The organism is Microbacterium oxydans, from assembly GCF_006540085.1.
In the GTDB taxonomy this organism is placed as follows: domain Bacteria; phylum Actinomycetota; class Actinomycetes; order Actinomycetales; family Microbacteriaceae; genus Microbacterium; species Microbacterium oxydans.
Genome location: NZ_BJOG01000001.1, coordinates 633,819 through 645,676, shown reverse-complemented (window position 1 = coordinate 645,676; position 11,858 = coordinate 633,819). Strand labels below are relative to the sequence as shown.

The following is an 11,858-nucleotide window of genomic DNA, read 5'->3' as shown; positions in this document are numbered from 1 at the left end:
CTCGTGCCGCTCACGGAGCCGCTCGGTACTCGGTCGCCTCTCCCTTGAGCGCCTGCGTGATCCCGGAGAGCAGCCCCGACTGGTCGGTCGCGGTCAGGTTGTACGCCACATAGACGCCGTAGCCGTCGGAGACCGTGCGCTGGGCGTAGTCCGCGGCTGTCGCGGAGCTCACGTTCGACAGGTCGATCGCGGCCGCGCCGAGGCGCGCCCTGTCCTCGAGACCCGGCACCGTGGGGGCGTTGTAGGACGGGTAGTAGGGGTTCCAGGCGTGGTCGATCACCGCTGCGGGATCGAACCGGGTGAAGTCCGTCACGGTGTAGGTCTCGCCGATCGCGTACAGGGTGATGATCTTGTCAGGGCCGAGGCGATCACGCAGCGCCGAGGCGAGCCACCCGAAGGACTGCGCGTTGGGCTGCGGCGTGCCGTTCGCGCCGTAGTTCGTCCACTCGTCGTCGAAGTCGATGCCGTCGAGGCCGTAGGTCGTGACCGCGTCGGCGAGCTGGGCGGCGAAGGCGTCCGCGGCCGCGAACGACGTGAAGTTCGCGAACCCGGCGCCCTGATGATTCCCCAGCACGGACAACAGCACCTTCGTGCCGCGGGCCTGCAGCGGTCGGATCTGGTTCTGCGCATCCTGAAGCGTCTCGGTGACGCGCTCGTTGAAGTGCAGGTAGGCCTTCTCGCCGTCGTAGTTGATGTTGGCGGCGAAGATCATCGCCAGGTCGACGGCCGGCCGACCCGAATCGGCGAGCGTGTAGTCGGCGACATTCGCTAAATCGTTCGAGTTGACCTCCACGTAGACAGCGAGCTTCGGCTCGGCGGCCGTGTCGTCCGCAGCGGCCGCGGTCGATCCGGCGACCGCCCCCATCCCCGCGAGCGCGAGGGCCGCAGCGGCTGCAAGTGCTCTACGGAAACGGTGGTTACTGGCTTTCGGCTGACTCATGACAGTTCGTCTCCTTCGTCGTCGTGTCCAGATCGAGCCGCATCGGTGCGTCTCGCGGCCGACTATATCGCTTAAGCGATGTGGCCGAAAGAGTGCCGGCCACTGTCATGAACAGTGCCTCGCACGGGCACTGGCGCCGATACCGCTTTCCCGGGATGCTGGACGCATGCGCGCGCTTCGACCGCTGTGGCGGTACCCCGTGATCACGCTCACCGTGTTGGTCTTCGCTGCGGTGGGGGTGCTGCACGCGGTGGACGAAGCGGGGATCGGCCGCTGGCTCGCCACGGTGTACGTGTCGGCCGTCGTGGTCTGGACACTGGTCGGCATGGTACGCGACGTGCTGCACGGACACGTCGGGCTCGACATCCTGGCCGTCGTCGCGATGGTCGCCACGCTGGCGGTCGGCGAGTACATCGCTGCGCTCATCATCGTGCTGATGCTCTCCGGCGGTGAGGCGCTAGAGGACTTCGCCGGACGCAGGGCCAAGCGGGATCTGTCGGCGCTGCTGGACCGCTCGCCTCGCATCGCCCATGTTCTGGTACACCCGGACTCGCCCGATTCCGACGAAGCTCGCGACGTGCCGATCGACGATGTCGCGGTCGGCGACGTGCTGCTGGTGCGCCCCTCCGAGATCGTGCCGGTGGATGCGACGCTCCTGACCGACACGGGGACGTTCGACGAGTCCTCGCTGACGGGCGAGAGCATGCCGGTCACGCGCGAGGCGGGCGGGGAGGTGCTGTCCGGGGCGATCAACGGAAGCCGCGCCGTCCGCATCAGAGCACTGCGCACCGGTGCCGACAGCCAGTACCAGCAGATCGTCGCGCTGGTGCACTCCGCCGAGTCGTCGCACGCGCCGATCGTCCGCCTCGCCGACCGCTTCGCCATCCCGTTCACCGCCGTGTCGCTCGTGCTCGCCGGCACCGCATGGGCGATCTCCGGCGACTCCACGCGCTTTGCCGAGGTGCTCGTGCTGGCGACGCCGTGCCCCCTCCTCATCGCGGCGCCCGTGGCATTCCTCGGCGGCCTCTCACGGGCAGCGAAATCCGGGGTGATCATGAAGAGCGGGGCCGTGATCGAACAGATCGCCCGGGTGCGCTCCGCCGCGTTCGACAAGACCGGGACGCTCACGCAGGGCCGCCCCGAGCTCGTGGAGGTCCGCCCCGCTGCGGGCTTCGACGCCGACGAGATCCTGCAGCTGGCCGCATCCGCGGAACAGTACTCCTCGCACGTGCTGGCCGACGGCATCCGGCGCGCCGCCGATGCGCGGGGGCTCGTCCTGCACGCGGCTCGGGAAGCCAGCGAGACCGCCACGAACGGGGTCGCCGCAACGATCGCCGGGCGCACCGTCGTGGTCGGAAAGCCCGCCTACGTCGCCTCGCTCGCACCCGACACCGTCCGGGCGCAGCTCGAACCCGGCGAAGCCGCGGCCTACGTGGCGGTGGACGGGCGCTTCGCCGGCGTGCTCGTGCTCGCCGATGCCGCCCGCCCCGAAGCGTCCGCCGTCATCTCGTGGCTGCGGCTGCACGACGTCGATCGCGTCGCGATGCTCACCGGCGACGTGGATTCGACGGCGGAATCGGTGGGACGCCAGCTCGGCATCGATGAGATCCACGCGGAGCTGCTGCCGCCCGAGAAGGTGCGGCTCGCCGCCGAGATGCAGCCGCGCCCGGTGCTCATGGTGGGCGACGGCGTCAATGACGCGCCCGTGCTGGCAGCCGCAGACATCGGTATCGCGATGGGGGCGAAGGGAGCCACTGCCGCCGGCGATGCCGCAGACGTCGTGATCCTCGTCGATTCGCTCGCGAAGGTCGTCGACGCCGTCTCGATCGGCCGCCACACGCTCCGGGTCGCGCTGACCGCGATCTGGATCGGCATCGGGTTGAGCGTCGGGCTCATGATCGTCGCGATGACCGGCGTCATCCCGGCGGTCGTCGGTGCGCTCGTCCAGGAACTCGTCGACCTCGCGACCATCCTCTACGCCCTGCGGGCGCTCAGCGGACCACCCAGCGGGCTGCGCCCGACCGCGCAGGAGGAGCCCGGAGCCGTCGCCCCGGCACGGGGAGAGAATGGAGTGACGGGGCGTCTGCCGCGCAGCGAGGGGGTCGAGTGAGTTCGGTGGATCGCGCCCTCTCGAGCATCAGAGTGATCTCGTCGCGGCGCTGCGAGGCCCATCGATCGCCGGTCGCCAGCGATGGCGCACCCCCGCAGCTCCTCGTCATCCCGGAGCACGACGACCTTCACGTCGATATCGGAGGACGACGCCACCTCGTCCGCTCGGACCAGCTCGCCGTGGTGTGCCCGGCCGAGGGAGACGCCATCGCTCTGACCCGCGAGATCCAGGCCGAGAGCAGCTCCGAGATGCGGTCTGTCTTCGGTGTCGAAGCGATCGCGTTCAAGAGTCGCGGACACGTCTACACGCTCCTCGAGCAGGAGCTCCCCCGGACGATCGTGGTCGACAGCACACCGCTGCTGGCCTCCGTGGTCGCATTGCTGCACGCCGAGGGCAGGCGCGATCCCGTCGTCGACAGCCTGCTCTGCAAGCTCACCGAAGTCGCGGTGTGCGCGGCGGTCGCCGCCTGGATCGACACGGCGCCGACACCACCGGGCTGGATCGGCGGCGTCGCGCATCCGAGGATCGGGGCCACACTCGAGGCGGTGCACAGCGAGCTCGGAACGGTCTGGACGGTCTCCGACATGGCTGCGCACGCCCACATGTCCCGCTCCGCGTTCGCCAAGCTCTTCCGAGAGGTCGTCGGCGCGACGCCGTCGTCGCACCTCGCCCGGTGGCGCATGGCGCACGCGCTCGAACTCCTCGAGGCCTCTCCCGACATGCCGTTGAAAGACGTCGCGGATCGGCTCGGCTATTCGGACGAGTTCGCGCTCAGCACCGCGTTCAAACGCCGCTTCGGCGCGAGTCCGCGCAACTACGTGGATCCCGCGCCGAGCCGCGTCCGGGGCTAGACTCCCGCGCTGAAGCGCCGGATCAGACGCGCGACGTCGGCAGGGGCCGTGACGAGGGCGTCATGTCCCGCCGCGAGCTTCGTGACGGACCATCGCTCCGGCCGCGCACGCACACGGTCCTTCGACGGGCCGACATCGGCGAACGGCGGGGCCGTGCAGTCGATGTAGAGCAGGGGCACATCGGGTATCGGGCCGGTGATCGGTACGACGTCGCTCCAACTGCTCCACGGGTGCCCGGTGAGCCTGCGGTCGAGCCATTCGACGTCGTTCCGACGCGTCACCCCGAACATCGTCGGATCCTGCGGCTTGGGGACGTAGTACCCCTGACCCGCCTGCGCGACCACGGTCGGCAGCGCGGCCCGACTCGCGGGGGTGAGCACGTCGAGGATCCGCTCCCCGGGATCTACGACGACCGCGTCGAGGTACACCGCGCCGCGGAGGCGATCGGAGATCCGCTCGGCGACGGCGGAGACATAGGCACCACCGATGCTGTGTCCGACGAGCACCACGTCACGCAGTTCCTCGGCATCGATCGTCGCCACGATGTCGTCCACGCCGTCCTGGAAGCGGATGTCGGGCGCGAGACGGTGTGCACGATCGCCGACTCCCGGCAGGGTGGGCGTGAGGATCCGTCCCCGGCGAGGATCGAGTTCGTCGACGACGCGCCGCCAGGCCCAGCCGCCGTGCGATCCGCCGTGGATGAGCACGAGGTCGGCGCGGGAACGGGAGGCGGAAGCACTGCCGGACGGGACGATCGCCCCGCCCGCTCCGGCAGCGACCGCGGCGGTCACCCCCAGCGCCGCGCCCAGCACCATCCGCCTGTTGACCCCTCGGGGGATCGGCCCGGTGGCCACTTCGCCGGTCACCGCGCCACCGCGCTTTCCCGGGCGACCACGGCCTCCAGCGAGTGCGGCTGTTCGCCGAGCACATCGTGGACGCCGTCGGAGAGATGATCATCGCGCCCGGCGCGGATCGCGTCGAACAGGTTGGCGAGGGCATCCACCATCCGCGGCTTCAGGTAGGGCGCGACGGATCCCCGCCACTCGTCGACCCCGATGTCGGCGAAGGTCAGGGCACGCCCGGTGCGCCGCCCGACGATCTCGACGGCTTCGGCGAACGAGAGCGACTGCGGGCCGGAGAGCTCGACGTGCGACGGGCCCGGCGTCTGCGATCGCAGGAGCGTCGCTGCGACTCTGGAGATGTCGCGTGCATCGATGAACGGCTCCCTCCCATCTCCCACCGGCAGCCGCAGCTCGCCGGTGGCATCCAGCTGAGCGGCGAAGAGACCTGTGGTGAAGCCCTGCGCGAACCATGAGGGGCGCAGGAAGGTCGAAGCGGGCGCGGCGGCACCGAACACCTCCTCCGCTCCGGACGCGATGCCGTCACCGCTGACCCCCGGGTTTCGTGCGGTGAGCACCACGGCGCGCTCGACGCCGGCGTCGGCGAGCATCCGTGTGAAGGGGGTGAGGTCCATCGGATCCTCGGGGAGGACCACGTACACCGCCCCGGCACCGTCGAACAGCGACCGCCAGGTGCTCGCGTCGTCCCAGTCGAACCGCCACGGCGAGCGGCGGGAGGCGCGTCGCACCCGCACATCCGCGGCCTCCAGCAGATCCGCCACCTGCGAGCCCGTCGTTCCGGTGGCTCCGAGTACGACGACCGGGGCCCCTTCCTCTTCATGAAGTGTCATGCCTTCCATGCTCGAAGCCGTCGCCACCGCGGCCCATGGCCTGACGCTTCGCGTGCATGTTCACGGCTCTCGCCCGTCGAGCAGGTTGCCCTTGGTCACCGAGTCTCCGGCTGCAACCGATTCCTGACCTCTTCTGCACGGTGCTTCTACACGCCATTCGCTCCACAGCCACCGGGATGACAGCACGTCACGACCGGAATACCGTGACAACCTTGCCCTCCGGAATCAGACTGGAGGCATGCGCTTGGACGATCCGCAGGTATGGACTCTGATCGGCGTTTTCGCAGCAGTGATGCTGGGCGGCATGACGCTGATGACGACGCAGCTCAGCCGGGTGATCCGCGCCGAGATCGACCGCGTCGAAGGCACGCTCTCGGCGAAGATCGACCGCGTCGAAGGCACGCTCTCGGCCCGGATCGATGGGCTCCATGCCCGGCTCGACCGCATCGAGATCAAGGTCGACGACCTCGACAGGGAACTCACGAACCTCGCGACCCGCTTCTGGCGCTCGCAGTGATGTGCAGCGACCGATCAGATCGTCACGTCTCCCACCAGGTTGACCTTGATCCCCATCCCGTCGAACATCGCGGCCTTCGCGATCAGGGCCTTGTCCGCGGTCTCGGCGTCGGGCGCGTAGACGAGCTGCGCGTGGTTCGCCTTGTGCCGTGCCATGAACTGGTCGCGCGAGACGCCGTGCAGCACCACGTGGGCGATCGGCCACTCGGGGTTCGTGGCGTCCTTCCGCCGCTGGGTCTCCTCCGCCGGCAGCTCGACCACCGACGCCCGGAAGATGTCGGCCTGCAGGATGCCCTCGGCGATGAACACTCGGGAGAGCACGACCTCGCCGGGCTTCGAGACGCCGTTGATCGTGGCGCCGCCCGCGGGGAAGAACACATGACCCTGCCGCCATCCCTCCGCGTGCTGCCAGCCTCCGAGGTGCGATGCCGGCACCGACCCCGAGATCTCGTAGACCCAGACGAACTGTCCGTCGTAGTCCTCGCCCCAGCGGACGTCGTGCAGCGTGTTGTCGGGCACGAGCCCCATCGCGCGCCACACCCGGTCGGTCACGAGCGCGTCCACGGCGACACCCTCGTCGGCCTCGTTGAAGTGCGGGAAGGCCCGTCCCTCGTGCAGAACGCGAGAGCCGTCGCGCGAGGTCACCGGCGGGCGCTCGGTCGAGTTCAGAATACCCTCGGCCAGGTCTGAGGCGGGCACCAGGTCCTTCAAGCCCTGTTGGTACTGGATGCCGACCGCGTCGAGCCCGAAGTCGTCGGCGATGCGGAGCGCGGCGATGTACATCTTCAGCTGCCACTGCACCTGGTCGCGGGTGAGCTCGGTGACGCCGTCTTCGCCGTAGCGGAACGTCATCCCCGCATCGATCAACCAGTCGTACGCGGCGTCGGCTTCATCGTCCGTGACGTCGAGCATCTCGGCGTACAACGCCGACTGCGAGAGGCGCTCCTTGTAGATGCCGGTCGGGTTGAGCAGCTCGTCGTCGAAGATCGCGTTGTACATGCCCATGCAGCCTTCATCGAACACGCCGATGATCGCCTTCTCGGAGAGCAGCTGTGCCGCGAGCGCCTCGCCGAGCTGCTTCTCCGGGCTGTCCGGCAGCGCGGGCAGCGGTCGGACGTGCGAGCTGTCGTGCGTGATGGCGCCGGACTCCGTCCATTCCTTGATGCCGTCGGTGAACCACTCATCGGCGAAGTCGACGGACCAGGTGGTCGCGTAGGGCTTGCCCATCTTGGTCAGACCCGCGTTCAGCCCGAGAAGGCCGACGAGGCCCGGCCAATCGCCGGCGAAGTTCGCGACCGTGAGGATCGGCCCCTCGTGGGATCGCAGTCCGGCGAGCACATGGTGCGAGTACTGCCAGTTGGCGATCGCGACGATGAGCGGCGCGTCGACGGGGATGCGCGTGAACACCTCGAGGCCCATGCGCTGGCTCGAGATGAATCCGTGCCCGGTCTCGGGGTCGACGCCGAAGGGCCGGATGACCTCCCACCCGAGGGCGTTCAGCACCCCGGTGACGCCGGTCTCCAGCTCGACCTGGGTGGGCCACCCCGCCACGTTCGCCGACTCACGAAGGTCTCCGGACGTGATGAGATACGCGGTCTTCGGAGCGGTCGTCGGGCGGGATGCCGTCGTCGGCAGGGTGTAGGTGGTCATGATGCCTCCGGGGTTGGGGTCGGGGTGAGCCGGGAACGATGCGTATCCCCGGCTCGGAGTCGGATGTCGCGGCCGACGGTCCGGCCGCGCAGCCGCAGGTCTGCGACATCGAGCGTGCCGCCGTCGAGATGGATGGCCAGTTCATGCTCGTCGATCTCGACACGCCCCCAGCCGGTTCCCGTGGTGAACAGGCTGCGGAGATCACCGCCGGTCGCCGGAGCGAAGGAGAGCTCGCCGCTTGGGGCATCCCACTGCACACCGCTCGCTCCGAGCAGAAGCGCCCACGACGCGAGCGATCGTGCGTAGTGGTTGCCGCATTCGATCTCGTTCCACGGACTGCGGTGACGCCCGTCATACCGCCCGCGCAACGAACGCTCGACGAGGATCGCGTCATCGACGCGGCCGGCATAGAGAAGCGAGGCCGCGACCTGATGCTCGACTCCCGTCCACACCTCGTCGGAGTAGACGAAGGGGATCGCCGGGCGTCCACCGTGCGGCCAGGATGCGAGCAGGAGCCCACCTTCGTCGTTCAGGGCGTAGACGCGCTGCGTGCTCTCGTGCGCAGACAGGTCGTCACGGTGATTGTGCGCCACGATCGCGGCAAGCGCCGAATCGACTCGTTCCGGGGGAAGAATGTGCCCGAGGCCGTTCACGAATGCGTGGAACTGCCCGAGGAGCTGATCCGACAGCACGCCATCGCCGTACTGGTACCGGTGCGCGTCGGCATCGCCGATCACCTGGCGGTAGTACTCACCGTTCCACAGCGTCTCGTCCATCGCCGCGGCGACATGGTCCGCTCGAGCCGACCATGCCTCCGCCCGCCGGTCCTCACCGAGATGGGCAGCCATGCGCGTACCCGCCCGGAGCGCCGCGAGGTGCACGCCGTTCGCGAGGGGCTCTGCCCCGTGGAACTCGATGTCGTAGGTGTTGTGCATCTCCCCGTCGAGGAGCCCGTCTCCGTCGCGATCCCATACCCTGATCGCGTAGTCCAGGGTGCGAGCGGCTGCGGGCCACAGTTCACGCAGGAAGTCGTCGTCTCCACTGAAGCGCCATTCCCGGTGCAGGCGGAGCAGAGTGCCGAGCTGTCCGTCGACGGCCGGACCCATGAACCAGGAGGGACCTCCGAAGACGCGGTTGCCGCGGAACTTCTGCGCCCCGGACTCGTCCGTCTCGAGCAGATACTCCACCCGCCGAGCACTTCTTTCGAGCGAGGGGAAGAGCCAGGCGAGGGTCTGCGCATACGACCACACGTGGGTACAGGTGCCCTCGCACGAGCCGCCGTGATCGAAAGATCCCTCCCACGCCGCGAACACCGGTCCATCGCCCAGCTCGGAGTTCGGGGATTCGATGACGAAGCCGGTCGTGGAACGGGCGGCCGCGATGTTCGCTCCGATCGCATCGATCAGCACCGGATCGAGACTCCCGCCGTACAGCGCCTCGACGAACGCATCCGTCGTCTCCTCGAGCTCTGCGAGGTGCGCGTGCACGTGGGCAGCGGCGGCCCAGGCATCCGGCCACAGCGTCGCGTAGTGGTTCCGCACGATCTCGTCGAGGTTCGGGTCGGCGAACACGATATGCCCGTTCCACCCACGACGACGATTCGGGAAGCTCCACGACAGCACGAACTCGAAGTCGCGGCTCTCACCGGGAGCGAGGACGTGCACGATGCCGAGCGAGCCGGTGCGCAGACGGGGAAGCTTCGCCAGCATCTCCGCTTCGGTCAGCGGCGCGGCGTCCGGATCGGCATCGGGTTCGGCGAAGAGCCCTCTGGGCCGATCCTCCAGCGTGAGCCTCGGCTCCGCCGCGAGCAGCCCGTCGTCAGTCAGATCGTTCCAGAACAGCCGTGCACCGTCGGGCCAGTAGCTGGTGACCCACTGCGGCTTGGCGGTCGTGGCCGCATCCGTCGTGGTGAGGCTCAGCGTCCCGTAGCCGAAGTCATCCTCGGGCAGATCCACCCCGAAGTCGAGTCCGCGCACCTCGCCGTCGTCGCGCCAGCGCACCGTCTGCGTCGCACGCATCCCCCATGGCGCATCCGGCCCCGGGGTGCCACGCCCCGCCGTGTGCGAGATGCTGCCCACGACCGTGACCGCCACCGGGACCGACCCAGGGTTCGTCACGCGGTAACGCAGCACCGCTGCCGGGATGCCGGACTCGTCCGCGTCGAGAGGCACCAGGGGTGTGAAGGCGTGCAGCGAGACGTCGACCGGTAGGACGGCGTCGCTGAAGTCGACGTCGACCACCGGGTACTCGCCGTGCAGCGTCGCGGCATCGAGTCGCGGGAGGCCCGCGAGCTGGTCGAACGCGTAGCCCGCGTCTGCATCGTGACGCCCGCCGAGCCGCGCTTCGAGCACTCGGGTGACCGCGTCGCCGCCCTCCGGAGCCGCATGGATCGCGAAGAAGGAGTGCGGGTTGCGACGCCCCTTGTCCGGAAGGTTCTCGAGCTCCCAGTCGCGCAGCTCTCCCCTGGCACCGATCGACACATTGCCCGTCCCGATGCCTCCCAGCGGGAACGCCGTCGCCTGCGACGTGTGCGGGATACCGCGGGCGCGCCGTTCGCGGGTCATGCGGATGCTCCGCGCTGCGTGTCTGCGAGTTCGTGCACGACGTCCTTCGAATCCGCGTAGAGGCGCACGTATCTGTCGAACAGGTCGTCGTAGGCCGGGCGCAGCGCCTCATCAGGCCGGATCGTCTCCGCGACGGGGTTCCAGTCCGTGATCACCGGCGTCGCGTCAGGCGCGGCGATCGCGGTCGCGGCGAGGAAGGCCGCACCGTAACTCGCGCCGATCGTCGTCTGCGGTACCTCCTGCGCGAGACCTGTCACGTCGGAGACCACCTGCGGCCAGAGCCGCCCCTGGGTGCCCCCGCCCACCGCGACGATCCGACGAATGTCGGCACCCGCCGCGCGCATGGTCTCCACGTTGTGGCGCACGCCGAGCGCCGTGGCCTCGAGAGCGGCACGATAGAGGTCGCCTCGCGTGTGCTCGAGCGTGAGTCCGGCGATCACGCCCCGGGCATCAGGGTCTTGGATCGGGGTACGCTCCCCGGCGAAGTACGGCAGCACGAGCAATCCCCTCGCACCGGGTGGAGAGAGCTCCGCCTCTGCCAGCAGCTCGGGGTAATCCGCCCCGGTCAGATCCTTCAACCAGGCGGTCAGCGCGCCGGACGTGGAGAGCCCGCCCGCGAGGTTGCGTGTGCCGGCGAACGCTCCCGCAGTGGTCCACATCGACGGGGTGCGCAGGGTCTCCGCCCCCGTCGCGACCAGGAACATCGTCGTCCCGTACATGAGCATGAGGTCGCCGACCTCGTGCGCGCCGACGCTGACCGCCTCCGTCCAGGCGTCGATGCTGCCCGTGATCACGGGTGTTCCCGCCGGGATGCCGGTTGCCGCTGCCGCGCCGGCGGTGACCTCTCCTGCCAGGTCGCCCGCCCAGAGCAGTGCGGGCTGCTCGATACCGCCCGCGTATAGCTCCCACCACGGCCCGTACCAGCTCTCGGCCTCGATGTCGTAGAACGGCGAGACCTGACTCGCGGACTGGTGGTCGAGCACATACGCCCCGGTGAGGTTCCTGGTCAGCCACGACGCCGGCATGAAGAGGCGTCGCGCACGCGCCAGGGCCTCCGGCTCCTCATCCCCGATCCAGGCGATCTTGGGGCCACCCGCCTGCGAGGTGAGCGTCGATCCGCCGACGCGCGTGATCTCCTCGATGCCGAGATCGCCCGTCATCCGATCGATCTGCGCCGTCGAGCGCGTGTCGACGCCGTAGAGGATGGCGGGACGCACCGGGCGGTCATCCTCGTCGGCGAGGAGGATGCACGGCCCCATCCCGCTCACACCGACTCCGACCACCTCGGCATCGGGCACCGTCTCGAGCAGCTCGCGAGAGATCGAGACGAACTCGTCCCACCACACGTCGCCGTCCATCTCGACCCAGCCGGTGTGGGGGCGGCGAACCTCGTGCGCACGGCTCGCCGACGCGATGATCGTGCCGTCGACCCCCACCAGCACGCCTTTGCTGCTGGACGTGCCGATGTCCACCCCGAGGGTGCAGCGCATGGTGTCCTCCTTGAAACCGGGCACAGAATCTGAAACCTGTGGCCACT

Annotated in this window: 9 protein-coding genes; 3 read left to right on the top strand and 6 right to left on the bottom strand. The window is 69.2% G+C overall.

Annotation, left to right across the window (positions count from 1 at the left end; translation table 11 throughout):
- Positions 1-10: 10 nt before the first annotated feature.
- The gene (locus tag MOX01_RS03085; RefSeq protein ID WP_230977788.1) at positions 11-940 is read right to left on the bottom strand and encodes an endo-beta-N-acetylglucosaminidase H; all 930 of its coding nucleotides are present in this window, start codon (positions 938-940) and stop codon (positions 11-13) included.
- Positions 941-1,106: 166 nt separating this feature from the next.
- Between MOX01_RS03085 and MOX01_RS03080 the strand changes: the two genes are divergently transcribed.
- A complete protein-coding gene (locus MOX01_RS03080) occupies positions 1,107-3,050 on the top strand; it encodes a heavy metal translocating P-type ATPase (protein WP_061018003.1) in 1,944 nt (647 codons plus the stop codon).
- Entirely contained in the window at positions 3,047-3,901 is an 855-nt protein-coding gene (locus MOX01_RS03075) for a helix-turn-helix transcriptional regulator (protein ID WP_141368318.1), read from the top strand. Before MOX01_RS03080 ends, MOX01_RS03075 begins: the two co-directional genes overlap by 4 nt.
- On the opposite strand, the gene MOX01_RS03070 is transcribed toward MOX01_RS03075, so the two are convergent.
- Positions 3,898-4,767, bottom strand: a complete 870-nt coding sequence (locus MOX01_RS03070; RefSeq protein WP_141368316.1) for an alpha/beta fold hydrolase — start codon at positions 4,765-4,767, stop codon at positions 3,898-3,900. The two genes, MOX01_RS03075 and MOX01_RS03070, sit on opposite strands and share 4 nt — an antisense overlap.
- Complete coding sequence (locus MOX01_RS03065) at positions 4,764-5,591, bottom strand: Rossmann-fold NAD(P)-binding domain-containing protein (RefSeq protein WP_211368699.1); 828 nt, start codon at positions 5,589-5,591, stop codon at positions 4,764-4,766. Before MOX01_RS03065 ends, MOX01_RS03070 begins: the two co-directional genes overlap by 4 nt.
- Before the next feature lie 238 nt (positions 5,592-5,829).
- Here MOX01_RS03065 and MOX01_RS03060 point away from each other — a divergent pair, with 238 nt between their 5' ends.
- Positions 5,830-6,108 carry a hypothetical protein gene (locus tag MOX01_RS03060; RefSeq protein ID WP_141368314.1) on the top strand — a complete coding sequence of 93 codons (279 nt, stop codon included), beginning with the start codon at positions 5,830-5,832 and terminating at the stop codon, positions 6,106-6,108.
- Positions 6,109-6,122: 14 nt separating this feature from the next.
- Here the strand turns inward: MOX01_RS03060 and MOX01_RS03055 are convergent, their stop codons facing one another.
- The 3 genes from MOX01_RS03055 to MOX01_RS03045 are packed head-to-tail and all read right to left on the bottom strand — an operon-like array spanning position 6,123 to position 11,811.
- The gene (locus tag MOX01_RS03055; protein WP_061015236.1) at positions 6,123-7,757 is read right to left on the bottom strand and encodes a fucose isomerase; all 1,635 of its coding nucleotides are present in this window, start codon (positions 7,755-7,757) and stop codon (positions 6,123-6,125) included.
- A complete protein-coding gene (locus MOX01_RS03050) occupies positions 7,754-10,321 on the bottom strand; it encodes a GH116 family glycosyl-hydrolase (protein ID WP_141368312.1) in 2,568 nt (855 codons plus the stop codon). The genes MOX01_RS03055 and MOX01_RS03050 overlap by 4 nt, the downstream gene beginning before the upstream one ends.
- Positions 10,318-11,811: an FGGY-family carbohydrate kinase gene (locus MOX01_RS03045; RefSeq protein ID WP_141368310.1), complete on the bottom strand. Its 1,494-nt coding sequence runs from the start codon at positions 11,809-11,811 to the stop codon at positions 10,318-10,320. The genes MOX01_RS03050 and MOX01_RS03045 overlap by 4 nt, the downstream gene beginning before the upstream one ends.
- Positions 11,812-11,858 lie beyond the last annotated feature (47 nt).

What these genes read in the sequence shown, in the direction of transcription:
- MOX01_RS03060 (WP_141368314.1), top strand. Translation starts at nt 5,830, where the DNA reads ATGCGCTTGGACGATCCGCAGGTATGGACTCTGATCGGCGTTTTCGCA.
- MOX01_RS03065 (WP_211368699.1), bottom strand. Translation starts at nt 5,591, where the DNA reads ATGACACTTCATGAAGAGGAAGGGGCCCCGGTCGTCGTACTCGGAGCC.
- MOX01_RS03080 (WP_061018003.1), top strand. Translation starts at nt 1,107, where the DNA reads ATGCGCGCGCTTCGACCGCTGTGGCGGTACCCCGTGATCACGCTCACC.
- MOX01_RS03055 (WP_061015236.1), bottom strand. Translation starts at nt 7,757, where the DNA reads ATGACCACCTACACCCTGCCGACGACGGCATCCCGCCCGACGACCGCT.
- MOX01_RS03050 (WP_141368312.1), bottom strand. Translation starts at nt 10,321, where the DNA reads ATGACCCGCGAACGGCGCGCCCGCGGTATCCCGCACACGTCGCAGGCG.
- MOX01_RS03085 (WP_230977788.1), bottom strand. Translation starts at nt 940, where the DNA reads ATGAGTCAGCCGAAAGCCAGTAACCACCGTTTCCGTAGAGCACTTGCA.
- MOX01_RS03045 (WP_141368310.1), bottom strand. Translation starts at nt 11,811, where the DNA reads ATGCGCTGCACCCTCGGGGTGGACATCGGCACGTCCAGCAGCAAAGGC.